Below are 24,668 nucleotides of genomic sequence, written 5' to 3' on the forward strand. Positions count from 1 at the left end.
GGGGGACGCTCCCAACGAGATCGATGACGGGCGGGGCCCGGCGGTCGACGGCCTCGTCGTACGACGGGCGTGACCGCAGCACCGCGACCGAACGGGCCGGCCTGCGGGTGACTGCGACTTTAACGCGAGAGGACGTCCCGGTGTCGCTCGGGTATCCAGGTCCATTTCGGTCAGACGAGACGATACCTGGCGGACGACCCGGGCCGTCCGCCGCTCAGCCCGTCCGGCCGTAGCAGGTCGTCGCGCCCGGGCCACGCCGCGAGGCGAACTCGGTGAAGCCCAGCTCGACGGCCGTCTGCCGGGCGTACCGGTTGCCGTTGTAGACGCAGATGGTGCCCACCCCGAGCCGGTCGACGGCGGTGGCGACCTGCGCCCGGTCGGGTTTCTCCCGCCCGTCGGCGAAATGGGCCAGCAGCAGCCGGTCCTTGGCGAAATCGGAGTTCAGGTCGTACTCGACCAGGTAGAAGTCGCGGGGCAGGACGACCCGGACCCGACTGGTGACGATCAGTGAGGTTCGCATGATCGTCGAGGGGGCCAGGACGAGCCCGTCCGGCCGGTCCCGTCCGGCGATCCAGAATGCGATCTCCTGCCGCTGCTGGGGCAGTTTCCAGGTGGGTCGGGTGTGCGTCTCCACCCAACTGTCCGGCGACCACATCGGGGTGGCCCAGACGGCGAACGAGGTGACCATCGCGGCGGCGACCAGCGCGCCGACCGCACCGCGCAGCAGCCGCGACGGCGACGGGACGTGCACCGTGCAGAGCAGACCGATCAGGGTCGGCAGGGCGAGCAGCCACGGCACCCGCCAGAGCACCACGGAAATGCCGGTCAGCGCGCCGAGCGTCTCCAGCACGCCGGGCACCAGCAGCACGCTCATCACCAGGGCGGCACCGGCGGCCAGCAGCGCCGGGGTGCGCCGGCGGGCCAGCAGCGGCCCGCACCACAGCGCCAGGCCACTGATCACCCCGACGATCCCGACCAGCAGCGTGCGCCGGTAGGTGTACTCGGCGTCGAAGAAGGCGTCGTCCGCACCGGCGGCGTCCATGCCGCCCAGCACGAGCCGGGACACCACGATCGCCCCCACCGGGTACGCCACGGCGGCGAGCCCACCGACCACCGCGTCCTTCCACCGGCCGACCAGCAGCATCGCCAGCCCGGCCGCGCCGACCAGCATCGGCAGGATGATCGCCGAGGTGGTGGTGAGGCCGGCCGCGGTGACCGAGAGGGCGAAGACGAGCAGCAGCGAACGGCGGGACCGGGTGTCGAACCACTCGGTGAGGTAGAGCCACATCAACGGGATGACCGCCGAGACGAACATCCCCTTGCCCTCGTAGAGGCGGGGCAGGTGGAAGGTGCCGAGCGCGGCGTCCGACCCGGCCACCAGGTAGAGGTAGGTCACCGCGACGCTGAACGCGAGCACCGGGCGGCGCGGGGCCCATCGGTGGGTGAGCCGCCACAGCGCCAGGACGGCCAGCACCGCCATCACCGGCAGCGCGAGGTACCAGGTGGCGGACGCCCCGTGGATGCCGAGCACGTGGGCGAGCGCGCCGTCGAACACCTCGATCGACGGGGTGGGCGGCAGCGAGCCCATCGCCGGGGCGACGTTCTCGGTGAACAGGAAGTCGTTGGTGGGCACCAGGTCACGCTCGGCGACCCAGACCGTCTTGCCGACGTAGTAGACGTCGTCCGGGGTGTTACGGGCCAGGTAGAGCGAGGAGATCGCGACCCCGACCGAGATCAGCAGCGCGTACCCGGACTGGAGAGCGGTGGGGACGGGTGGCGCGGGTGGGTCGGCGTCGTCGGCCCGCCACGCCCGCCGGGTGAGCAGCATGACGCCGATCCCCGCGACAGCGCCGGCGACGGCGGGGACCCACCAGGACAGCACGTCGCCGGCCGGGGTGCCGGCGAGGCCGGCGGTGACGGCGGCGACCACTCCGGCGGCGACCACGGGCAGCAGGAAGCGGCGCGGCTGGCCCGTCCCGCCCGCCGGGACGGGGTCGGCGGCCGGTGCGGGGGGCGTGACGGGGACACGGGTCCGCCGCAGGGCGCGCACCGCGACCACGGCGGCGATCACGACGCAGCCGACGAGCCAGCTCAGGAAGGTCACCGACGGGCGCAGCCCGAACAGGAAGGAGGCGTGGTAGAGCACCGTCCACAGCGCGAAGCCGAGCACACCCGCGTCGGTGATGACGGCCGGGGCGGCGGCGAGCGCCGACCGCAGCCGGTGCGCGGGGCGCGGTCGTCCGGCGACCGGCCCGGCGGGGGGTGGTGCGACGGGCGGGGGCGCGACGGCAACGGGGTCGGCGTTCGGCACGGGTCGTCCTTGTCGTCGTACGGGCACGGTACGCGAGAGTCGTACGGCCGGCGGGCGGCGGACGGTCGCCCGGCTCCGGTCCGCAAAGCAGGGTAACCGCAACCACCTCGGATCGATGGCCGGTGGGCGGCGTGGCGGTGTCCCGGAGACGGCCGGGTGGGGACCGGTCAACCGGACACCGGTGCCTCCCGCTGGCGGGGCACCGTGCCGTTCGCGGTCAACCCGGTCGCCACGGACTCCACCAGCAGGTCCAGGTAGCTCGGGGTGAGCGGGGTCCGTGCGATGGCCAGCCGCCAGTACAGCGGGCCGACGATCAGGTCGACGGCCGCGTCGGCGTCGGTGTCGGCGGGCAGTTCGCCGCGCTGTACCGCCAGGCCGATCAGTCGCCCGCCGATCTCCTGCTGCTTGGCCCGCAGGAGCTGCTGGAGGGTGGCGTCGATGGTCGGGTTGCGGGCCGCCTCGGCCAGCAGGTCGGGGATGATCTGCGAGGCCAGCGGGTGGCCGAGCGCGTGGGCGATCACCTGGAACAGCAGCGTCAGGTCGCCGCGTAGGCTGCCGGTGTCCAGCGCCGGCAGTTTGTTGCCGGCGGCGGCCACCACGGTCTCGATCACCAGGTCGAGTTTCGAGTTCCACCGCCGGTAGATCGCGGTCTTGCTCACCCCGGCCCGGCGGGCCACCGCCTCGATGGAGAGCCGCCCGTATCCGACCGCGGCGAGTTCCTGCATCAACGCGCGGCGGATGGCCCTGGTGATGTCGCCTCTCAGCACTGCGGCACCGGCCGGCGCACGCCTCTTGTCGCTGGTCATCGGGGACTTCTCGCACCTGTCACGGGGGCCAATGTAGCGCAACGACGGTACGGTTGCGTCCCGACGTGTTATGGACTACCGTCCACGCAGCGACGAGGCTGCCCCGGCGCCGCGCCGACCCACAGTTCCCATCGTCGCGCGCATCCCGTTGGTACGAAAGATCGGAGCGCCCTTCCCATGGCCACCACCGCGCTGGTCGACCCCGAAACGGGCCTGACCCAGGCGCAGCTGGCCGCTCGGCACGGACTACGGGTCGCCGGCGAGCGCCCCTCCCTGACCGAGTACAGCCGCAGACTGTGGGCCTACCGGCACTTCACCGCCGCGTACGCCAACGCCAAACTGGTCGCTTCGTACAGCAACGCCAAGCTGGGCCAGATCTGGCAGGTGCTCACCCCGCTGACCAACGCCGCCGTCTACTACCTGATCTTCGGCGTGGTGCTCGGGCAGAACACCATCCCGAACTTCATCGCGTACCTGACCACCGGGTTGTTCATCTTCAACTTCACCCAGAGCGCGGTGCTGGCCGGCACCCAGTCGATCAGCGGCAACCTGGGGCTGATCCGGGCCCTGCACTTCCCCCGGGCCTGCCTGCCGCTGGCCGCCACGCTCACCCAGTTCCAGCAGCTGCTGGCCTCGATGATCGTGCTGGTCGGCATCGTCCTGGTGACCGGCGAGCCGATCACCCTGGCCTGGCTGATGCTGCCCCCGGCGCTGCTGCTGCAGGCGCTGTTCAACGCCGGGGTCGTGATGGTGGTCGCCCGGATGGGCTCCAAGGCCAGCGACCTCAAGCAGGTCATGCCGTTCATCCTGCGCACCTGGATGTACGGCTCCGGCGTGCTCTACAGCGTCAAGCTGTTCGACCGGCTGCCCGAGTGGGCCTCGACGCTGATCCAGTTCAACCCGATCCTGGTCTACATCGAGCTGGCCCGGTACGCCCTGCTGGAGCAGGCGCCGCTGCTCAACGAGTCGGTGACCCAACTCTGGCTGGTGGCGTTCGGCTGGGCGGTGCTGGGTGGCATCGCCGGGTACGTCTACTTCTGGCGCGGCGAACAGGAGTACGGCCGTGGATGACCGGTTCGAGACGTCCAACGACGTCACCGTGACCCTGCCCCGGGTCGTCGAGCGGATCCCCACCGTGGTGGTCGACGACGCGCACGTGATCTACCGGGTACACAAGGGCGCCGGGGGCGGTACCACCCCGGTGGCCGCGCTGCGCCGGCTGGTCAAGCGCTCCTCCGCACCGAACATCCAGGAGGTGCACGCGGTCAAGGGGGTCTCCTTCACCGCCTACCGGGGTGAGGCGATCGGCCTGATCGGCAGCAACGGCTCCGGCAAGTCGACCCTGCTGCGCACCATCGCCGGGCTGCTCCCGGTCAACCGGGGCGCGGTCTACACCCAGGGCCAGCCGTCCCTGCTCGGGGTGAACGCCGCCCTGCTCAACGACCTGTCCGGTGAGCGCAACGTCACCCTCGGCTGCCTGGCGATGGGCATGCAGCCCGACGACGTGGCCCGGATGACTCCGGAGATCATCGAGTTCTCCGGGATCAACCAGCGCGGCGACTTCGCCAGCCTGCCGATGCGGACGTACTCCTCGGGCATGGCGGCCCGGCTGCGGTTCTCCATCGCCGCCGCCAAGAAACACGACGTGCTGCTGATCGACGAGGCGCTCGCCACCGGCGACAAGGGCTTCCGCAAGCGCAGCGAGCAGCGGGTCCGGGAACTACGCGAGGGGGCCGGCACGGTCTTCCTGGTCAGCCACCAGCTCTCCTCGGTACGGGACACCTGTGAACGGACGATCTGGTTGGAGTCGGGGCTGATCCGGATGGACGGGCCCACCGACGAGGTGATCCGGGCGTACGAGGCATTCGCCAACGGCAAGTAGCATTCCGGGCGCGCGTACCGCGTCGGTTCGACGCCCAGCGGACCGCGTCGTCCCGTTGGGGCGGCGCGGTCCGCGCGTTAAGGTTCATCCCGTCGCCACGCTGGCGCAACCCTCCGTTCAGGGTGACCCCCGGGACGCGTGCAGACATCCCCCGAGAGTGAGGATCGGCAATGACGCAGGACCACACCACTGGCCCGGACGCCACACCGGAGACCCCGGCGCCGTGGCGGCCCTCGCGGACGGTGGCGGTGGTGCTGGCCGGAGGCACCGGGACCCGGCTGGGCCTGGGCATCCCGAAGCAGTTGCTGAAGATCGCCGGCAAGCCGATCATCGAGCACACCCTGGCCGTCTTCGAGGCCGCCCCGGAGATCGACGAGATCATCGTGCTGATGGCCACCGGCCACGTCGCCGACGCCCAGCAGATCGTCGACAAGGCCGGCTTCCGCAAGGTCAGCAAGGTGATCGAGGGCGGCGACACCCGCAACGCCACCACCCGGATCGCCCTGGACGCGGTCGGCGACGGCGACGTCAACATCCTCTTCCACGACGCGGTCCGCCCGCTGGTCAGCGCCCGGATCGTCCGCGAGTGCGTGAACGCGCTGTGGACCTACTCCGCCGTCGACGTGGCCATCCCCTCGGCCGACACGATCATCCAGGTCGACGAGGACGAGTGCATCACCGACATCCCGGTCCGGTCCCGGCTGCGCCGGGGGCAGACCCCGCAGGCGTTCCGCTCGGGCACCATCCGGGAGGCGTACCGGCGGGCCGAGGGCGACCCGGACTTCGCCGCCACCGACGACTGCGGCGTGGTGCTGCGCTACCTGCCCGGCACCCCGATCAAGGTGATCGACGGGTCGGACGAGAACATCAAGGTCACCCACCCGGTCGACGTGCACCTCGCCGACAAGCTGTTCCAGCTCGCCGCCGCCCAGGCCCCCCGGCTGTCGCACCGCAGCTACACCGAGGAGCTGGCCGGCCGGACGATCGTCATCTTCGGCGGCAGCTACGGCATCGGCCACGACCTGGCCGAGCTGGCCCGGGGCTACGGTGCGCAGGTCTTCGCGTTCAGCCGGTCCAGCACCGGCACCCACGTCGAGCAGACCGGCGACGTCGAGGCCGCGCTGAAGACCGCGTTCGAGGCCACCGGCCGGATCGACCACGTGGTGGTCACCGCCGGCATCCTGGAGAAGGGCGCGCTGGCCGAGATGGACGAGGAGACCATGGACCGGGTCCTCCAGGTCAACTTCGTCGGGCCGGTGATCGCCGCCCGGCAGTCCCTGCCGTACCTGCAACAGACCAAGGGTCAGCTGCTGCTCTACACGTCCAGCTCCTACACCCGGGGCCGGGCCCAGTACGCGCTCTACTCCTCGACGAAGGCGGCGCTGGTCAACCTGACCCAGGCGCTGTCCGACGAGTGGGCCGAGTACGGCGTCCGGGTCAACTGCATCAACCCGGAGCGCACCGCCACCCCGATGCGTACCAAGGCGTTCGGTGAGGAGCCGGAGCACACCCTGCTGGCCGCCGAGACGGTCGCCCAATCCTCGCTCGACGTGCTGATCTCCGACCTGACCGGTCAGGTGATCGACGTCCGGCGGGCCCCCGGCGAGCCGGCCCCGGTGCCGGCCCAGCCAACCGCGGCCGAGCAGGACCGGCTGCCCAGCGGCGTCGACGCCGGCTGACCCGACCCCCCGGAGACGTACGACATGCGTGGTGACCTGGTCAGGAAACTGATCGCACGGTGCCTGACCACCGGCCTGGCCGTGCTCGCCTTCCTGGTGGTGGCGTTCACCGGCGCGACCGGCTGGGGCCTGGCCCTGGCGGTGGCCGCGCTGGCCGCCGCCGGCTACGAACGCCGGGTCCGCCCCGACGCCGACATCGTCGCCGAGACGGTGCTGCTGGCCGCCGGCATCCTGGTCGGCTACGCCCGCCGGCTCGACGACGGGTTCGACCCGGTGCTGGCGCTCACCGCGCTGCTGCTGCTGGGCCTGGTGCTGCTGGTGGGGCCGCTGCGCGACGCCGGCAACCTGGAGATCCGGGCGGCGAACCTGCCGGTGCGGGCGTGGACCCCGCTGGTCGCCGCCCGCCTCGGCGGCATCCTGCTGGGGCTGCTCGCGGTGGTGGCGGTGGCCGCCGCCCTCGCCCTGCCCGCCGTGGTCGCGCTGGCCGTCGTGCTGGTGGTGGCGGCCGGCTGCGGCGCGGTCGGCCTGGACCTGGCCCGGCGGCGGTTCCGGCCGTCGGGCGGGGGCGGCCCGGTGACCCGGGCGCTACGTGCGCACCAGCCGGAGTTCCTGCTCTACTTCTCCGCCCCACCCGGCTCGGAATACCAGGTCACCATGTGGCTGCCCTACCTGGAACGGTTGGGCCGGCCGTTCCTGGTGCTGCTGCGGGAGCCGGAATTCCTGCCCACGATCGCCGCCGCGACCAGCGCCCCGGTGGTCTACTGCCCCACCCTCAAGGCCATGGACGAGGCGCTGGTGCCCAGCCTGCGGGTGGCGTTCTATGTCAACCACGGGGCGAAGAACAGCCACTGCATCCGGTTCACCCAGCTCACCCACGTGCAGCTGCACCACGGCGACAGCGACAAGGCCCCCAGCGCCAACCCGGTCTCGGCCATCTTCGACAAGATCTTCGTGGCCGGTCCGGCGGCGATCGAGCGGTACGCGCGGGCCGGCGTGGAGATCCCCGCCGAGAAGTTCGTCGTGGTCGGCCGTCCGCAGGTCGAAGCCATCGAGGTACGCCGGGAGGCCCGCCCGCCGGCCGCCCCGACGGTGCTCTACACCCCCACCTGGACCGGCCACCACGCCGACGCCAACTACTGCTCGCTGCCGGTGGCAGAGCCGCTGCTGCGCCGGCTGCTCGACCGGGGGGCCACGGTGATCCTGCGGGCCCACCCGTACACCGGGCAGAACCCGGCCTCGGCCCGGCAGTTGGCCCGGCTCACCGAGCTGCTCGCCGCCGACCGGACCCGGACCGGGCGGCAGCACCTGTGGGGGGCAGCGGCCAGCCGTGAGCTGAGCCTGACCGACTGTGTCAACCGCTCCGACGCGCTGGTCTCCGACGTCTCCGGGGTCATCTCCGACTACCTCTACTCGGGCAAGCCGTACGCGGTGACCGACCTGGGCGTCGACGGTGACGAGTTCCTGGACCGGTTCCCGCTGGCCCGCTCCGGTTACGTGCTGCGCCGGGACATGGCCAACCTGGACGAGGTGCTGACCGGGCTGCTGGACACCGATCCGCTGGCGGCGGCCCGGTGGGACACCCGCCGCCGCTACCTGGGCGACTTCCCCGACGACGCGTACGCCGACGGTTTCCTCGACGCGGCCCGCCGGGAGCTGGAGCCGGGCTGGAACCCGCCGGCCCCGCGTACCGCCGGCACCGCCACCTGGGACGACGCTTCGGTGTCCCCGCGCGGCTGACCGGGAGTCGACCCGGGCCGGGGTGGTGGCGTGGTTCGCCACTCGGGCCCGACGCGTGCACGGACGCCCCCTCACAAGTGCCGTCTGCCGCCTACAGACCTGATGACGCAAACGAATCACGCCGTGTGTGCCCTCGCTGACCGGCCGGGTACCGGCAATGATCGGCTCCGCCTGAAGTAGGTGCGGCGTCGGCACTGAGTCGTTGCCGTCATCAGCTCTGTAGGGAGCGAGGGTGGTATGTGCACCCCTCGGACGATGCAGGCGTGGTTGGTCCGGGGCGCGCCGGGTGGCACCCGGCATCGGTGGTGCCGATGCCGTCAGTCCTCGTCGGTCGGGCCGACAGCGGACCGCCCCGGTGCCCGTGGTCAGGCAGCCGAGGCGGTCCGGATCGAATTCGAGAGCAACGGGTCAGGCGGAGTAGCCCCGGGTGGCGATCCAGTTCGCCAGGGTGGTCACGCCGACCCAGTAGGCCGGCAGGGACGGGTCGGCCGAGTCGGCGATCCGCACGGTACGGCCGTTGTCCCGGTAGCCCACGGCGGCGACGTAGTGGCCACCGGGGAAGGAGTGCCAGCCGCCGTCGAGGTCGGTGGCGTCCCCGGCCACGTTCGCGACCACGGCCCGCTTGTCGGTGACCGCCGCGACCACGTCGGCCCGCAGCCGCTCGACCTGCGCGTCGCTCGGGGTGCCGGCGAACATCCGGGTCCGGTACGGATCGCCCTTGACCACGGCGTTGAGCACCCGGGTGGTGTCCTCGGCCGAGTTGGTGCCCATCTCGGTGGTGCCCAACTGGGCGGCGAGGTCGTCCTGGCCGCGCTCGATGCCGGCCGCGCTGAGCGCGTTACGCACCGCCGCCGGGCCACAGTAGTAGTAGGTGATCTGGGCCTGGTAGTCGTAGCGCAGAACCTTCGACGACGGCGGCTTCGGGGCCGCCTTGCGGGTCAGGTCCGGGTCGACGGTGGGACGGGACTTCGCCCGGGTGACGCGCGGCGACGGGGTGGGGCTCGCCGACGGGCTGGCCGTGGGGGTGGCCGACGGGCTGGCCGGGGCGGGCGTGGCCACCCGGGCCTGGGCGCGGCTGGCGACGTCGTCGAGGCGGGGGGCGGTCTCGGCCACGGCGGTGGCGCGCTGCTGGTCGGTCGGGGCGTCGTCGACCCCGGCGGCCAGGGCGGTGCCACCGGCGGCCAGGACGAGGACCGCCGCCGAGCCGACGACCATCCGGTACGGGCGCTGGGCGCCCAGTCGGCGGAGCTGTCGCTTCATGTGGTGCTTCACGGGGTGTTCCTCCACGGGGCGAGGCGGCCGGGCACGCCGGACCGGCACGTGGCGGGTACGCCACGCGCGGATCGGGTGTTTGGGCCGCTCGTTCGGCAGGGTCCGCCCGACGGGAGCCGGGCGGATCGGCGGGTCGCCCGAGCGGGGTCGGGCGGCGGGGTGGACGGCCGGGTCAGCGCGTCAGGCGCGACGGTCCGGCGGCACCCCGGCACCGAGGTGGAGGGATTACCGAGGGGGTGGGGTCATGCTGCACGAGGAGGGAACTCCTTCCGCTGCCGCCGACCGGGTTAGCTGACGGATTCGGGCGGGAAGATCGCCCTACCCCGGGCCGTGGCCCGGAGATTCACCCCAGGTGGTGCGTGTGGGTCCCCGGTTCGTGACAAGCACGATTGAGCGGGTCGGCGCGGCGTCGCCTGCTGCGATCGGGAACCGCACCGGACGGCAGCGACACTACTGGTCGCCCTCCCCTCCCGCCAAGCCCTGTGACCTGCGTAAACATAGCTGGGCAGGCCGATGTGCGGGGCGTTCGGGCAGCCCGGGTGCGGGCCGGGGACGAATGGTCGTCCGGGCCCGTCGGGGCCGTGACCGGACAACCGACCCGCAACCTCCGATGATCAACGAAGTCGATGTGACCGGGTGTGACGGGCTGTCCGGTTCCGCCGCTGCGTGACCGCGTCCACACCCGCCTGGGTAACAATTCGGTCCCCGGGACTCCCGACCTCCCGACCTCCCGGCCCACCCGGCCCGGGGTGGACCCAGGCGGTAGTCGCGGGGCGGGTCAGCCCACCCGGGCCGGGTGCCAGCGGGTGGCCGGGCTCGGGCGGGTCGCCGCCGACGTCGCGGCCCGGGGCAGCGGCACCCGGCCCGGACGCACCCGCTGCGTCGCCGCGTACGCCTCGGCGGCCAGCGACCGGGCGGCCTCGGCGGCCAGCTCGGCGGCCCGCCACGCGACGCGTTCCCGCCAGTGCGCCGCCCGGTACGCCGCCCGCCGGTCCTCCCGGACCGCCCGGGCGAGCATCACCTCGTGCTCGACGGGGTGCCGGCGCGGGTCCCAGCCGTCGCGGTGCGCGAAGACGTCCCGCAGCCGCTCCACCGACAGTTCGCCCCGCCAGTGCGCCGCCACCGCCTCCTGGTGCAGCCACCGCTCCCGGCCGGCGTACTCGGCAGGCGTCCGGGGGGTACGCGGGCTGGGCAGCGCCCCCGCGCCGGTGAACCGTCGGGCCGCCGTCTCCGCCTCGTCGTACTCCTGCCAGGCCCGTTCCAGGGTGTCCTGCGCGGCCAGCCAGGCGGCCCGGTGACGGCGGGCGGTCTGGGCGGCCCCGGCGGCGGCCACGGTCACCTCGTCGGCGTAGCGGCGCAGGTCGGCGACCGGGGGTGGGGCGTCGGGCGGCGGCCCGACGGCGGTCACGTCGGTCGGCTGCTCCCGTTCGGGGCGGGCGACCAGGACGGCGAGGCCGGTCAACGCGAGGACGAGCAGCAGGGACCAGATCGCGGTGGCGGTCGGCACCCCGATCAGGAACTGGGACAGCACGGTGGTCACGGGTCGACACCTCGCGGGCGGATGGGGCGGATCGGGGCCGTACCGGGGCGGAACCGTTGCGGGCAACGTCCGTCCGGGGCGGTACGGGGACGAGGTCGTGGTGGTGGCGGCGGGCGGGCGGCCCCGGTGGGGCGGGGTCAGCGCGCCGGGGGTGCCCGGGGCCCGGGGGCGGCGGGCATCCGACCGGCCGGTGTCGACAGGGTGGCCGTCGGAAGCTCCCGTGCCGGACCGGCCGGCACGGCGGGCAGGCCGGCGTCGACCCGGTCGGTCGTCACCACGTCGACCCGCTCCGTCCCGCGGCCGTCGGCGCGGATGCCGTCACCCTGATCGGACGGGGTGTCGAGGGCCCCGGCGGCGGGGAAGGAGTGCGACGCGTCGGCCGACAGTGCGCCGGGGACCGGATCGAACAGCGCGGGGCCGGACAGCGCCGGGCCGGCGGCGGCGAACGCGAGTGCGACGGCGAGGCCGGCGAGCAGCCGGGACATCCCGCGCGCGACCCACCACAGGGGACTGGTGGGCGCGACCGGGAACACGGGACCACGCTACCGAAGGGGCCACCGGCCCGCAGCACCGCCGGGCGTGTCGCCGCGCCGGCCGCGCGGCAACCGGTCACACCCGGGCGGGCGACGGACCCCGGGCTTGGCATCCACCGTGGAGGGAGTCCCGCCGCCGCCCACGACCGAGCCGGCACACCGCCACCGAGGCGGCAGGTAGCGGCAGGCCGGCAGGGAACAGAGCCGGGGCAAGATCAGTGCGGGTCGCGCGGGCCCGCGTACTCGACGGGGCGGGCGTCGCGCGGCCCGCCGTCGGCCCCCCTCGGCCCCGGCACGACCGCCGTCCCGCCGGCACCCGGAGCAGCGGCACCGGGAACAGCGGCACCGGGAACAGCGGCCGGGGCGGTGCGGCGGCGGGGGGCCAGCCGGCGCATCATCGGGGTCTCCACGAAGCGGTGCAACGCGGCGGCCAGCGCCAGGTTCACCACCAGGAAGCCGAGCACGGCCAGCGGCCCCGACCAGCCGGGCAACCCGACACCCCAGTGCCCGGTGAGCCGCAGCACGGTCATCATCACCAGCACGTGCACCAGGTAGAAGGCGAACGACACCTCACCGAGCCAGATCAGGGTGCGGTGCCGCCACGGCGACCGGCGACCCTGCACGTCCGCGCGGGCCGCCGCCGGGATGACCAGGATGTACGCCACCGACAGCAGCGCCGCCCACATCTCGGCCGGGATCCAGTGCGCCGCCACCCAGACGACCACGAACAGCAGGCTGGCCAGGGTCAGCCCGGGACCCCGCCAGTGGCCCCGGCGCAGCAGCTCGGCGGCGGCCACGCCCAGCCAGAACTCGGTGGAGCGGACCAGCGGGAAGACCTGGGTGAACCACCAGTTGCTGCCCTCGGGCAGCAACTGCTGGCCGGGCCAGAGCGCCAGGATCACCAGCGGCACCGCCACCACCACGGCCCACAGCACGCCGGAGTGGGCCCGTCGGATCGCCGGCAGCGCCAGCGGCAGGCAGAGGTAGAAGAACAGCTCGCAGGAGAGCGACCAGCTCACGTTATTGATGCTGTAGAAGTAGCCGGGGGTGGGGTCCCACGCCTGGACGAGGAAGAGGTTCTCCAGGGCGGCGCGGGGCACCACCGGGTCGGCGAACCACCACATCACCAGCAGCGCCGCCGCCCAGGTCAGCACGTGGTTGGGATAGATCTTGGCGAGCCGGCGACGCCAGAAGTCCCGCCGCCGGTCGCCGTCGCGGGCCGACCAGACCAGCACGAAGCCACTGAGGATGAAGAAGAACTGCACCCCGGACAGGCCCAGGGTGAACAGCCAGTCAACCACCGCCTTGGCGTCGGGCTGGGTGACGATCCGCATGGTGCCGACGTGGTAGCCGAAGACCAGCATGGCGGCGATCCACCGCAGCCCGGTCAGCGACGGGAGCCGGTTCAGCGCCGGGGACGCGGGGGTGGGCACGCTGGTCACCCGGGGCACCCTACCGGCACCCCCCGGTACCGGCGACGGACCGGGGTGGTGCGGATGTGCGGAAGGTGTACGAAATCCCTCCACTGCCCTAACATCGCGGGACCTGTCGGTGTCGGCGTACCCGTGGGTCAGATCGGCGGCCGGCGGAGGCTCCCGGCGAACGAGGAACGGAGCGAAGTGGTGCACCAGCGGATCCTGATGCGGGCGAAGAAGGACCCGTTCGACGTACGCGGCCCGGAGGAGGCGTACGAGGGGAACTGGATCGGGGAGAACAACGGCAACCTGGTCTTCAGCCACGCCGCGCACAAGCTGCTGCGCACCTCCACCGCGCGGATCACGTCGACCGAGTTCAAGGTCGACCTGCGCGACGCCGACCGGATCAACGAGCAGTACGACGTGTACGTCATCCCGCTGGCCAACGCGTTCCGGCGCAGCTACGCCCACCGCATCGAGGTGATGACGAAGCTGGTCGAGCGGCTGCGCATCCCGGTGGTGGTGTTCGGGGTGGGCGTACAGACCGACATCCACGGCGACCGGGAGTACCTGCGTCCGATCGACGACGTGGTCAGCCGGTTCGTCCGGGCGGCGCTGGAGCGGGGGCCGAGTATCGGCGTACGCGGGGAGATCACCGCGCAGTACCTGAACACGCTGGGCTTCTCCGCCGTCGACGTGATCGGCTGCCCGTCGATGTTCCTGCACGGCGACCGGCTCCGGGTGGAGAAGTCCGCGCCGGCCCTGAGCACCGACGCCCGGGTGGCGCTGACCGTCTCCCCGTACGTCAAGTCGATGGCGAAGATCATCGCCTCGCACCAGGCCCGCTACCCCAACCTGCGCTACCTGCCGCAGGACCTCAAGACGCTGGGCACCCTGCTCTACGGCGACGCGCCGCAGGACCGGGGCAAGACCAGCGCCATCCCGATCCACACCTCGCACCCGCTGTTCACGCAGGACAAGGTGCGGATGTTCCTCGACCCGTGGACCTGGATGGACTACCTCGCCGGGTTCGACTTCGCCTTCGGCACCCGCATCCACGGCACCATCACCGCGCTGGTCTCCGGCACCCCCGGCTACCTGTTCGCGCACGACTCGCGCACCCTGGAGCTGGCCCGCTACTTCGACATCCCGCACCGGCTGATGCCGGACGTGCCGGCGGACGTGGACGCCGCCCAGCTCTACGCCGAGGCCGACTACACCGGCCTGAACACCGGGCACCGGGCCCGCTACGAGGTGATGCGCGCCTTCCTCGCCCGGCACGACCTCGGCAACGCGTTCGACGACGGCGACAGCGCGGCCCGCTTCGACGCGCAGGTCCGCGAGACGGTGTTCCCACCGGCGGTCCGGCCCGCCTCGGCCAGTTCACCCGAGGAACTGCTGGCCCGCATCCAGTGGCTGCGCGACCGCAACACGGCGCTCGGCGACGACGTGCGGGAGCTGCGTGACCAGCGGCTTCGGGCCCGGGTGCGGCGCGCGGTCCCGGCACCGGTACGGCGGATCATGGGTCGTTAACCTGCCGCTCGGCCGGTGTTCAGCAGCTCCATCTCCACCGGATACGTCACGTTCCGTGGCCGTCCATACCCGTGCACCAGGGTGGCGGGGTGGTCAACCAGCCCGCGCCCACCCCGCTGCTCAGCGTCGTCGTCCCGGTCCACGGGGTGGAGGCGTACCTGCACCAGTGCCTCGACTCGGTGCGCACGGACGTGCCGGCCGACGCGGCGGGCGCGGTCGAGATCGTCGCCGTCGACGACGCCTCGCCGGACCGGTGCGGGGAGCTGCTGCGCGCGTACGCGGCCGAGCATCCGGGCGTCCGCGTGGTGCATCTGGCCCGCAACGTCGGGTTGGGTCCGGCCCGCAACGCCGGCCTGGACGTGGCCGTCGGCGAGTACGTCTGGTTCGTCGACAGCGACGACTGGCTGCCGCCGGGCACCGTCCCGGCGGTGCTGGACCGGCTCCGGGCGCACCGCCCCGACGTGCTGATGCTCGACCACCTGCGGGTACGCGACGACGGCCGGCGCGAGGTGGACGCGAGCAGTCACCTGCTGCGCGGCATCCCCGGGGTGGTCCGCCTCGCCGACCGCCCCGGGCTGCTGCGGGTGCAGCACACCGCGTGGAACAAGGTGGTCCGCCGGGCCCACCTGCACGCGCTGGAACTGCGCTTCCACCCCGGCTGGTACGAGGACATCCCGTTCAGCAACCCGCTGCTCATCGGTGCCGAGCGGATCTCCGTGCTGGACCGGGTCTGCTACCTCTACCGGCAGGGCCGGCAGGGCGCGATCACCTCCACCCGCAGCGGTCGCCACTTCGACGCCTTCGACCAGTACGACCGGCTGTTCGACTGGGTCGCCCGCCGGTATCCCGACGAGCGGCTGCGCGGCGAGCTGTTCGCCCTGATGGTCAACCACATGCTGGTGGTGGTCGGCAACGACGGCCGGCTGCACCCGCACCTGCGTCGGGAGTTCTTCCACCGGGTCGCCGCGCACTACCGCCGGCACCTGCCGCCGGGCGGCTACCCCCGGCCGGGCGGGGTGGCCGGGCTCAAGCACCGGCTGGTCGGTCGGGACGCCTATCTCGCGTACGCGGTGCTGCGCAACGCGCACCGGCTGGCGGGGTGGTTGCGCCGCCCGGCCGCCCCACCGCAACCGGTGCCGCCGGTCGTCGGGCCGGCCCACCACTCCCCCGCCGACCGCGACGCGCTGGCGGGTCGCGGCAGCAGGTGACCGGCCGGTGGTTCGGCGGCGGCGGGGGTACCAGCAACGAGCACAGGGAACAGGGGTTTCAGATGACGACAGTGAAGATCGGGCCGCACCTGGTGGGGGCCGGGGAGCAGCCGTTCGTGGTGGCGGAGATGTCCGGCAACCACAACGGTGACCTGGGCCGGGCGCTTTCGATCGTGGACGCGGTGGCGGCCAGCGGGGCGCACGCGCTGAAGCTGCAGACGTACCGGCCGGACACCATCACCATCGACGTGGACACCCCGGCGTTCCGGATCTCCGGCGGGCACGAGCTGTGGGGCGGGCAGAACCTCTACCGGCTCTACGAGCGGGCCCACACCCCGTACGAGTGGCACGGGCCGATCGTCGAACGGGCCCGGGATCGGGGGTTGACCGTGTTCTCGTCCCCGTTCGACCCGTCGGCGGTGGAGCTGCTGGAGGGGCTGGACGTCCCGGCGTACAAGATCGCCTCGTCGGAGCTGGTCGACCTGCCGCTGATCCGGCTGGTCGCGGGCACCGGCAAGCCGCTGGTCATCTCCACCGGCATGGCCACGCTCGCCGAGATCGACGCCGCGGTGCGCACCGCCCGCGACGGCGGGGCCGGCGGCATCGTGCTGTTGGCCTGCACCGCCGCCTACCCGGCCCCGCCTGCCGACAGCAACCTGCGCCGGATCCCGGTGCTGGCCGACGCGTTCGGGGTGCCGGTCGGCCTGTCCGACCACACGCCGGGCATCGGGGTGCCGGTGGCCTCGGTGGCGCTGGGCGCCTGCTTCATCGAGAAGCACGTCACCCTCGACCGGGGCGACGGCGGGGTCGACTCCGACTTCTCGCTGCACCCCGACGAGTTGGCCGCCCTGGTGGTGGAGTCGGCGCGGGCGCACGCGGCGCTCGGCGGCACCGCCGTCGGGCCGACCCCGGCCGAGCGGGAAGGGCTGCGGTTCCGCCGTTCCCTGTTCGTGGTGGCCGACGTCCGGGCCGGCGACGAGGTGACCACCGCGAACGTCCGCTCGATCCGTCCGGCCGGCGGCCTGCCCCCGGTGGAGATCGACCGGGTGCTCGGCCGCACCTTCACCACCGACGTCCCCCGGGGCACCCCGCTGAGCTGGGACCTCATCTGAGCTGTCCTGCTGCCCCGCCGTTGCGGTGGGGCAGCAGGACGCCTCAGGGGGCGAAGGCGACAGTGACCACCAGGTCGGCCAGGCGCAGGGTGCGCCAGACCGCGCGGGTGTGCGGGGGTACGGCCAGCCCGTGCCGCCGCCACCAGGCCGCCACCGGCACCTCGGCCAGCTTGCACAGACTCTCCGCCCGGGTCCAGCGGGCCCAGAAGTCGGCCGGGCCGAAGCGCGCGGCCAACGCGGGCGGGACCTCGGCGGTGGCCCGTTCGGCGTCGATCGCCACCCGCCAACCGGGCGCGGTCGGCCCGTACCAGCCGACGCAGCGCCCGTCGTCGAGGTGGCTGCGGGTCACCGCGTACCGCAGCTCGGCGGGGGTGCCGACGCGCAGGTGCCGTTCGGCGGCGCCCAGCAACGCCGGCACCGGCCGTAGCCCGACGTCCCGGCCCGGATGGGCCAGGTCAGATCGAGGCGGCACCGTCGACCACGATGACCTGGCCGTTGATGTTGGTGTGCGCGCACAGCAACATCCGCACCACCGGGACCACCTCGGCCGGTTCGGTCAGGTGGCCGGTGGGGGTGCGACGGACGATCTGGTCGAGCTGGGTGCTGCCCAGCACGGCGGACATCTCCGAGGCGAAGAAACCCGGTGCGACGGCGTTGACCAGCATCCGCCCGCCCAGCTCGCGGGCCAGCGAGCGGGTCGCCGCGTCCATCCCGCCCTTGGTGGCCGAGTACGCGACCAGGCCGGGGAAGCCGCGCTGCGCGCAGATCGAGGTGACGTTGACGATCCGCCCGCGCCGCCCCTGGCCGAGCATCCGCCGGGCCACCAGGCGGGTGAGCTGCAACGGCGCGGTCAGGTTGGTCTCGACGATCCGGGCGATGTCGGCGGTGGCGGTGTGCGTGTGCATCGAGTCCTGGCCGACGGCGGCGTTGTTGACCAGGCCGTCGACCGGGCCGAACCGCGCCTCGACCTCCCGCAGGAAGCGCTGGGCCGCCGCGAGGTCGGTGACGTCCACCGCCCCGACGTGCACCCGGTCGGGGTGCGCGTCGGCCAGCTTCTCCAGCTCGGGGGTGACGCTGCGGGCGAACGCGGCCACGGTGAGCCCGGCGTCGAGCAGGTCGGTGACGATGGCCAGGCCCAGCCCCCGGGACCCGCCGGAGACGAGGACCACGGTGCTGGCGGGAACGGGCGGGGAGTCAGACATCGCTCTTCAGGGTCTCCTTGACGGGGATCTCGGTCAGCAGGCGGATGCGCCGGGGCACCGCGTACTCGGGGAGCCGGTCGGCGCACCAGCGCACCAGCGCGCCCTCGTCAGGCGGGACCCCGGCGTCGCCCGGCGCGGTGCTGGGGACGACCTCGGCGACCACCATCCGGCCGAGCACCGGTGCGCGGCGGCCGGTGACCCGGGCCCAGGCCACCCCGGGGTGGGCGGTGAGCACGGCGCGGACCAGCCCGGCGGAGACCTTGCTGCCGCCGACGTTGATCTCGTCGGAGTCCAGCCGGCCGGTGATCACCACCCGGTCGTCGACCACCTGGGCCCGGTCACCGGTGCGCACCGGCCCGCCGAGGCCCACCCCGTGGTGCGGGGAGGTGATCACCAGTTCGTCGTCGCGCAGGGAGAGGGTGGGTCGGCCCGGGGTGACCCGGTCGAGCCAGGAGACCGGGAACCCGGCCCGCCCGTCGTGCACCACGATCGACGCGCCGACCTCGGAGGAGGCGTAGATCCAGGAGATCCGGGCGGTCGGGAAGAGCTCCCGCAGGCGGTCCAGGACGGCCTGGTCGACCGGTTCGCCGCCGAGGGTCAGCTGGCGCAGCGGCACCCGGGCCAGCGCCTGCGGGTCGCGGTGCAGGGTGCGCCGCCAGAAGGTGGGGGTGCCGGAGACGGCGTCGACGCCGTGCGCGGCGGCGAGCGCCGGCCAGTCGTCCAACTCGTGCGGGTCGACCACCACGAGGTGCTGACCGGGCTGGGTCAACGACAGGGTGACCACCTGCCACCAGGCGTAGCTGCCGGGGGCGTACGGGCACAGCCAGGTCCGGGCCGGCTGCGCCGACCGTACGGTGGTCAACGAGTCGAGGTTGTGCCCGACCCGCTTGGGCCGCCCGGTCGACCCGGAGGTCAGCAGCCAGAGCCGACCCGGCTCGGGTGACCTGGTGGTGGCCGGCGGCTCGGTCTGCGGCACCCCGTCGGTGAGCACGGTGACGGCGAACCCGGCGGCGCGCAGCTCGTCGCGCATCGCCGCGTCGACCCGGGTGGGGGCGGCGAGCAGCAGTTCGGTGCCGTCGACGGCGTGCCGCCCGGCGACGGCGAGCGCGTCGGCGGCCCCGGCGGTGAGGACCACCCCGGGGGACGGCAGCGCCGGGGCGGGCAGGTCGCGCCAGCTCCGGGCCACCCCGGCGACGACGACCCGGTTGTCCAGCCCGGCCGGCGAGGTCGCGACGGTCACTGTCGCTGGAGTTCGGCGAGGAAGTCGAGGACGTCGCCGACGGTGGCGATCCGGCGCAGGCCGGGGGCGTCGAAGTTCAGCTCCTCGCCGGTGGCGTCCTCGACCCGCAGGGCCAGCTCCGAGAAGTCCAGCGACCGGAAGCCGATCTCCCGCAGGTCGGTGGCGTCGTCGTCGGGCAGCACCCGGCCCTGGTTGCGCACCACCTGCGCCATGAGGTCGCGAATCTGCGCGCGACTCAATTCGTTCATGCGCCGGAGTGTACAGCCCGACAATTATCGGGCCGCTTTACCCGGGTAAGGTCCGCAGGAGTCCACAAGGTGAATACAAAGGGGTACGGGTGCTGCGCGAGGCCACGACGGACGACGTTAACCTGATGTTGTCCTGGCGTAATCAGGAAACCAACCGGCGGGTCAGCAAGACCAGTCACGAGATCACCGCCGCCGAACACGCGGCATGGTGGTCGCGGGCGCGTACCGACCCGACCCGCCGGGTGCTGATCTACCTGTACGACGACCGGCCGGCCGGCGTGGTGACCTTCTTCGACCTGCGTCCGGACGGCCCGCAACGCACCGCTTCCTGGGGTTTCTACCTGGACGCCGACGGGTTGACCGAGCGGGGGGCGACGCTGCCCGCCTGGCTGGGCGTGATGCGGGCGGCGGTGGACCACGCCTTCGACGTGCTCGCGCTGGACCGGCTCGACGGCGAGGTACTGGCCGACAACACGGTCGTCCGGCAGATGAACCGACGGTTCCGGTTCGTCGAGGGCACCGCCCGACGGGAGACGCACGACGGCCGGGAAATCACCGTCGTCCCCATTTCCCTGAATCGGGAGAACCGCCGTCATCGCTGATTTTCCCGATTGTCCGGCGACCATTCACCGACTCGCCACCCCCCGTTAACCGAATTGCGCCCCGGCGGGGCGGTCACGGGCGGCCCGGCGATGGAGTCAGCTCCGCCGCCAGGCGGCCCAGTGCTGCTCCGGGTTGCCGCCGAGGCGGACGAAGCCGCGCCGGGTGCCGTCCCAGTCGTCCGGCTCGCCGGGGGCCCACCTGACGAACACCACGTCGGCGTCGGCCGGCGGGTCGTCCCCGAACCACCGCACGTCGGCCCAGGTCACCTGGTGGCTGAGGTTGAACCGGAGCACCCACTGCACGCCGAGCGACGCCCAGACCCGGTCGCCGGGACGTACCCCGAGGTCGGAAACCCGGGGGGTGGGCGCGGTCGCCGCGACCAGCGGCCGGACCAGCCGGTCGGTGATCACCTGCATGGTGCCGAGGTTCACCACCACCAGGGCGGCGAGCACCGGCACCCGCCACCGGGGCAGCCGCAGGGCGGCGACCAGCAGCAGGCAGCCGGCGATCCCCACGGCCGCCCCGGTGAACGGCCGGAACTCCCGCCAGCCACCGGTGAGCGCCATCAGGTCCGGTGCGCCGAACCCGCCGTAGCGCAGCTCGTGTCCCCGGCCGGCGACCCAGGCCAGCCGGGCGGCGATCAGGGTCGCGCCGGCCAGCAGCAGGCCCACCGCGACCGCCGCCCGCCGCCACCGCTGCCGGGGCGTCGCCGTCACCAGCATCCCCACCCCGAGCAGCAGCCAGAACGGGGCGAGCATCTGCACGTACCGGCCGTAGATGGCGTCCAGCGGTTTGCCGGTGATGCCGGCCAGGATCACCGACGCTCCGGCCGCCACCCCCACGCTGGTCACCAGCGCCACCCCGACCGTCCACCGGGTCGCCCCGACCGCGTCCGCCGGGCCGGCGGCAGGCCCCGGGGGCACGGCGTCGGGCCCCGGGGTCGCGGCGGGGGTGGGACGACGCAGCAGGAGGTGCACGGCACCGGCCCAGGCGACGCCGGCCAGCCCGAAGGTGATGACCACCAGGTACCAGAGTTGGGTGGCGACCGCCGCCCCGACCCGCAGCAGCCCCGGCCCGGAGGCGACCGCCCGGACGGTGCCGCCGCCTGGCGGGTCGCCCAGCAGGTAGACCCGGTCGCCGAGCAGCCGGATGACCACCTCGTTGAGCAGCGCCAACGCCAGCACCGGCAGCACCGCGGCGAGCACCTGCGCCGGGCTGACCCGACGCCGCAGGAACAGCAGCAGCACCAGGCCGGCGTGCACGCCCACGATCACCAGGCCCCGGGAGTGCAGCAGGTGGAACACCCCGACCAGGGCGCCCACCCCGGCGGCGGCCAGCGGGCCGGGCCGGCGCACCCAGTGGTGCACGGCCAGCAGCCAGGCCAGCACCAGCGGCGCGAGCACCGCGTCGATCATCGCCACCCCGGCGTAGAACACCGTCGCCGGCAGGGTGGCCGCGACGGTGGCGGCGACCAGGGCGACCGGCCGGCGTACCGGCGTCAGCCGACGCAGCAGCAGGTACGCAAGCGGCAGCACCGTCGCGTTCACCGCCGCATTGATCAACTGCACCAGTCGGTAACTGTCGGCGAAGTCCCGCTCCCCGAGGAACACCGGGGAGATCAGCAGCGGGTAGCCGACCCGGCGCAACGGCCCGTTCTCGCTGCTGAAGCCGCCCGGCCCGCCGGCCAGCGCGCGGGCGGTGTGCAGGTAGCTGTCCTCGTCGGTGTGGGCGATGGGCAGCGGCACGTGCCGGGACAGCCACATCCGCCAGCCGACGCCCAGCAGCCAGCCCACCACCAGCAGCACCGGCACCAGTCGACGGCGTCGGCCCACCGGCCGCCCGGCCGGGTCGGCGACCCGGTGTCCCACCTCGGTGACGGCCACCATGCGTCGCCTCCTGCTCGTCGGGGCACCCACGTCGGCCCGCCCGGGACACGCGGCGGTCCCGGGCCGGCTGGTGTCCGGCCGTGGGTGTCGGATGCGGTCCCGGTGCCCACCGGCCGCGCCGGGCCACTGTAGTCAGCGGCGTACCCGCTGGTCAGCCGGCAGCCACCGGGTCGGCAAGTGTTCGCCTGCCGGGGGGCCGGCATTCACACGACCAGCGTGGTCGGTTCACCCGGGGGCGTCGGGGTGTTAACCCGGCCTGGCTAGCGTCCGTCCGGTCGCCTGGCCCGAGCCGGCGGCGCAACCACGAGCTGGGGAGCACCACCTTGAGTGAGTTGAACGGGTCCTCCATTCTGGTCACCGGCGGGACGGGTTCCTTCGGGAAGACGTTCCTCCGGCACGTCCTCGACGTGGCCGACCCGGCCCGGGTGGTGGTGTTCTCCCGCGACGAACTCAAGCAGTACGAGCTGCGCCAGCAACTCGGCGACGACCCCCGGCTGCGCTGGTTCATCGGCGACATCCGGGACCGGCACCGGCTCACCCGGGCCATGCACGGGGTGGACCACGTGGTGCACGCCGCCGCCCTCAAGCAGGTGGACACCGCCGAGTACAACCCGTCGGAGTTCATCGCCACCAACATCACCGGCTCGCAGCACGTGGTCGACGCGGCCATCGAGGCCGGCGTCAAGAAGGTCATCGCGCTCTCCACCGACAAGGCGTCCAGCCCGATCAACCTGTACGGCGCGACCAAGCTCGTCGGCGACAAGCTGTTCGTCTCGGCCAACCACTACGCCGCCCAGCACCCCACCCGGTTCGCCGTGGTCCGCTACGGCAACGTGGTCGGCAGCCGGGGCTCGGTGGTGCCGCTGTTCCGCCGGCTCGCCGCCGAAGGCAAGAGCCTGCCGATCACCGACAAGCGGATGACCAGGTTCTGGATCACCCTGGACCAGGCCGTGCAGTTCGTGCTGGACAGCTTCGACCAGATGCAGGGCGGTGAGCTGTTCGTGCCGCGCATCCCCAGCATGCGCATCCTCGACCTGGTCGAGGCGGTCGCCCCGGACGCCACCACCCACGAGATCGGCATCCGGCCCGGCGAGAAGCTGCACGAGGAGATGATCGCCCCGGACGACAGCCGCCGGACGCTGCGCGCGAAGGACCGGTTCATCGTCCAGCCGACGATCGCCACCTGGGGCTACCGGCCGCCCGTCGACTGCGAGCCGGTGCCGGACGGCTTCGCCTACCAGTCCGACGGCAACGACGAGTGGTTGAGCGTCCCGCAGCTGCGCGACATGCTCGGCATCGCCGCATGACGACGATGCTCCCGTACGGCCGGCAGTCGGTGACCGACGACGACGTCGCCGCCGTGGTCGCCACCCTGCGCAGCGACTGGCTCACCACCGGCCCCCAGGTCGACGCGTTCGAGGCCGACCTCGCGGGCTGGACCGGCGGGGCCGGCTGCGCGGCCGTCGCCAACGGCACGGCCGCCCTGCACGTCGCCTACGCGGCGGCCGGGGTGGGCCCCGGCGACGAGGTGGTGGTGCCGCCGATGACGTTCGTGGCGACCGCCAGCAGCGCGGTCGCCCTCGGCGCGCGGATCGTCTTCGCCGACGTCGAGGAGGGGACGTTCACCCTGGACCCGGCGGCGGCAGCCGCCGCGACCACCGCCCGGACGAAGGTCGTCGCCGCCGTCGACTACGCCGGCCACCCGGCCGACTACGACGCCCTGCGCACCGCCCTGGCCGGCTCCGACGCGCTGCTGCTGGCCGACGCCGCCCACTCGATCGGGGCCAGCTACCGGGGCCGGCCGGTCGGGTCGCTGGCCGACCTGACCACCTTCTCGTTCTTCCCCACCAAGAACCTCACCACCGCCGAGGGCGGCGCGGTCGCCACCGCCGACCCGCAGCTGCTGACGCGGGCCCGCCGGTTCCGCAACATCGGGCTGGTCCGGGATCGCGCCGAGCTGCGCGCCCCGGACGAGGGCGGCTGGCACCAGGAGGTGCACGAATTCGGGCTGAACTACCGGCTACCGGACGTGCTCTGCGCGCTGGGCCGCAGCCAGCTGCGCCGGCTCGGCGACTTCCTGGCCGCCCGCGCCCGGCTGGTGGCCCGCTACGACGAGGCGCTGGCCGACCTGGACGGGGTGCTGACCCCGACCCGCCGGTCCTGGGCCGCCCCCGCCTGGCACCTCTACCCGGTCCGGGTCCTCGACGGCCGCCGCCGCGAGGTGTACGACCGGATGCGCGCCGCCGGCATCGGCGTACAGGTCAACTACCTGCCGGTGCACTGGCACCCGGCCTTCGCCGACCTCGGTTACCGGCGCGGGTCCTGCCCGGTGGCCGAGTCGTTCTACACCCAGCAGCTCTCGCTGCCGCTGTACCCGGGTCTCACCGACACCGACCAGGACCGGGTGATCGACGCGCTCGGCGCGGCGCTGCGCGGCGTCACCGCGCCCACCGCCGCCTGA

General features: G+C 73.3%; 21 protein-coding genes and 1 riboswitch. Of the genes, 10 read left to right on the top strand and 11 right to left on the bottom strand.

All coding sequences use genetic code 11. The annotated features are described in order from the left end of the window. Positions 1-214 precede the first annotated feature (214 nt). Positions 215-2,311 carry a DUF6077 domain-containing protein gene (locus tag ACWCHM_RS17920; protein ID WP_421488923.1) on the bottom strand — a complete coding sequence of 699 codons (2,097 nt, stop codon included), beginning with the start codon at positions 2,309-2,311 and terminating at the stop codon, positions 215-217. Between the two features lie 167 nt (positions 2,312-2,478). Beyond that, positions 2,479-3,117, bottom strand: a complete 639-nt coding sequence (locus ACWCHM_RS17925) for a TetR/AcrR family transcriptional regulator (protein WP_421488924.1) — start codon at positions 3,115-3,117, stop codon at positions 2,479-2,481. Positions 3,118-3,294: 177 nt separating this feature from the next. On the opposite strand from ACWCHM_RS17925, the gene ACWCHM_RS17930 reads away from it, so the two are divergent. From ACWCHM_RS17930 to ACWCHM_RS17945, 4 genes are all read left to right on the top strand, one after another. Then, a complete protein-coding gene (locus ACWCHM_RS17930) occupies positions 3,295-4,188 on the top strand; it encodes an ABC transporter permease (RefSeq protein ID WP_204961194.1) in 894 nt (297 codons plus the stop codon). Continuing rightward, complete coding sequence (locus ACWCHM_RS17935; protein WP_281899178.1) at positions 4,181-4,999, top strand: ABC transporter ATP-binding protein; 819 nt, start codon at positions 4,181-4,183, stop codon at positions 4,997-4,999. The genes ACWCHM_RS17930 and ACWCHM_RS17935 overlap by 8 nt, the downstream gene beginning before the upstream one ends. Positions 5,000-5,169: 170 nt before the next feature. Continuing rightward, positions 5,170-6,678 (top strand): D-ribitol-5-phosphate cytidylyltransferase, encoded by a 1,509-nt coding sequence (locus ACWCHM_RS17940; RefSeq protein WP_421488925.1) that lies wholly within the window; start codon positions 5,170-5,172, stop codon positions 6,676-6,678. A gap of 24 nt (positions 6,679-6,702) precedes the next feature. Continuing rightward, positions 6,703-8,415, top strand: coding sequence for a CDP-glycerol glycerophosphotransferase family protein (locus ACWCHM_RS17945; RefSeq protein ID WP_454219079.1), 1,713 nt, complete (start codon positions 6,703-6,705; stop codon positions 8,413-8,415). Positions 8,416-8,823: 408 nt separating this feature from the next. Here the strand turns inward: ACWCHM_RS17945 and ACWCHM_RS17950 are convergent, their stop codons facing one another. The 4 genes from ACWCHM_RS17950 to ACWCHM_RS17965 all read right to left on the bottom strand — a co-directional run bounded on the left by ACWCHM_RS17950 (position 8,824) and on the right by ACWCHM_RS17965 (position 13,202). Continuing rightward, positions 8,824-9,675, bottom strand: a complete 852-nt coding sequence (locus ACWCHM_RS17950) for a C39 family peptidase (protein WP_204961444.1) — start codon at positions 9,673-9,675, stop codon at positions 8,824-8,826. Between the two features lie 273 nt (positions 9,676-9,948). After that, a riboswitch (cyclic di-AMP (ydaO/yuaA leader) is annotated at positions 9,949-10,093 on the bottom strand. 372 nt (positions 10,094-10,465) lie between these two features. Then, entirely contained in the window at positions 10,466-11,227 is a 762-nt protein-coding gene (locus tag ACWCHM_RS17955; protein ID WP_454219080.1) for a hypothetical protein, read from the bottom strand. A 137-nt stretch (positions 11,228-11,364) separates the two neighbouring features. Continuing rightward, positions 11,365-11,760: a hypothetical protein gene (locus ACWCHM_RS17960; protein WP_454219081.1), complete on the bottom strand. Its 396-nt coding sequence runs from the start codon at positions 11,758-11,760 to the stop codon at positions 11,365-11,367. Between the two features lie 215 nt (positions 11,761-11,975). After that, entirely contained in the window at positions 11,976-13,202 is a 1,227-nt protein-coding gene (locus ACWCHM_RS17965; RefSeq protein ID WP_454219082.1) for an acyltransferase family protein, read from the bottom strand. 180 nt (positions 13,203-13,382) lie between these two features. On the opposite strand from ACWCHM_RS17965, the gene ACWCHM_RS17970 reads away from it, so the two are divergent. From ACWCHM_RS17970 to pseI, 3 genes are all read left to right on the top strand, one after another. Continuing rightward, positions 13,383-14,708 (top strand): polysaccharide pyruvyl transferase family protein, encoded by a 1,326-nt coding sequence (locus tag ACWCHM_RS17970; RefSeq protein WP_454219083.1) that lies wholly within the window; start codon positions 13,383-13,385, stop codon positions 14,706-14,708. 89 nt (positions 14,709-14,797) lie between these two features. After that, positions 14,798-15,916 carry a glycosyltransferase family 2 protein gene (locus ACWCHM_RS17975; protein WP_204961187.1) on the top strand — a complete coding sequence of 373 codons (1,119 nt, stop codon included), beginning with the start codon at positions 14,798-14,800 and terminating at the stop codon, positions 15,914-15,916. Between the two features lie 62 nt (positions 15,917-15,978). Continuing rightward, positions 15,979-17,028, top strand: a complete 1,050-nt coding sequence (pseI, locus tag ACWCHM_RS17980) for a pseudaminic acid synthase (protein ID WP_454219084.1) — start codon at positions 15,979-15,981, stop codon at positions 17,026-17,028. A 43-nt stretch (positions 17,029-17,071) separates the two neighbouring features. Here pseI and ACWCHM_RS17985 read toward each other — a convergent pair whose 3' ends face one another. Genes ACWCHM_RS17985 through ACWCHM_RS18000 form a run of 4 tightly spaced genes read right to left on the bottom strand, consistent with a single transcriptional unit; the run spans position 17,072 to position 19,718 of the window. Next, positions 17,072-17,500, bottom strand: a complete 429-nt coding sequence (locus ACWCHM_RS17985; protein WP_281899197.1) for a hypothetical protein — start codon at positions 17,498-17,500, stop codon at positions 17,072-17,074. After that, positions 17,484-18,230, bottom strand: coding sequence for an SDR family NAD(P)-dependent oxidoreductase (locus tag ACWCHM_RS17990; RefSeq protein WP_204961185.1), 747 nt, complete (start codon positions 18,228-18,230; stop codon positions 17,484-17,486). Before ACWCHM_RS17990 ends, ACWCHM_RS17985 begins: the two co-directional genes overlap by 17 nt. Beyond that, on the bottom strand, positions 18,223-19,470 hold the full coding sequence (locus tag ACWCHM_RS17995; RefSeq protein ID WP_454219085.1) for an AMP-binding protein: 1,248 nt from the start codon (positions 19,468-19,470) through the stop codon (positions 18,223-18,225). Before ACWCHM_RS17995 ends, ACWCHM_RS17990 begins: the two co-directional genes overlap by 8 nt. Next, positions 19,467-19,718, bottom strand: a complete 252-nt coding sequence (locus ACWCHM_RS18000; protein ID WP_239486210.1) for an acyl carrier protein — start codon at positions 19,716-19,718, stop codon at positions 19,467-19,469. Before ACWCHM_RS18000 ends, ACWCHM_RS17995 begins: the two co-directional genes overlap by 4 nt. An 89-nt stretch (positions 19,719-19,807) precedes the next feature. Here ACWCHM_RS18000 and ACWCHM_RS18005 point away from each other — a divergent pair, with 89 nt between their 5' ends. Beyond that, the gene (locus ACWCHM_RS18005; RefSeq protein ID WP_281899204.1) at positions 19,808-20,320 is read left to right on the top strand and encodes a GNAT family N-acetyltransferase; all 513 of its coding nucleotides are present in this window, start codon (positions 19,808-19,810) and stop codon (positions 20,318-20,320) included. Between the two features lie 96 nt (positions 20,321-20,416). On the opposite strand, the gene ACWCHM_RS18010 is transcribed toward ACWCHM_RS18005, so the two are convergent. Beyond that, the gene (locus tag ACWCHM_RS18010) at positions 20,417-22,207 is read right to left on the bottom strand and encodes a hypothetical protein (RefSeq protein ID WP_454219086.1); all 1,791 of its coding nucleotides are present in this window, start codon (positions 22,205-22,207) and stop codon (positions 20,417-20,419) included. Between the two features lie 323 nt (positions 22,208-22,530). On the opposite strand from ACWCHM_RS18010, the gene pseB reads away from it, so the two are divergent. Further along, complete coding sequence (gene pseB, locus ACWCHM_RS18015; RefSeq protein WP_204961181.1) at positions 22,531-23,514, top strand: UDP-N-acetylglucosamine 4,6-dehydratase (inverting); 984 nt, start codon at positions 22,531-22,533, stop codon at positions 23,512-23,514. After that, entirely contained in the window at positions 23,511-24,668 is a 1,158-nt protein-coding gene (locus ACWCHM_RS18020) for a DegT/DnrJ/EryC1/StrS family aminotransferase (protein ID WP_204961180.1), read from the top strand. The genes pseB and ACWCHM_RS18020 overlap by 4 nt, the downstream gene beginning before the upstream one ends.

It is taken from the genome of Micromonospora sp. SCSIO 07396 (assembly GCF_053667945.1).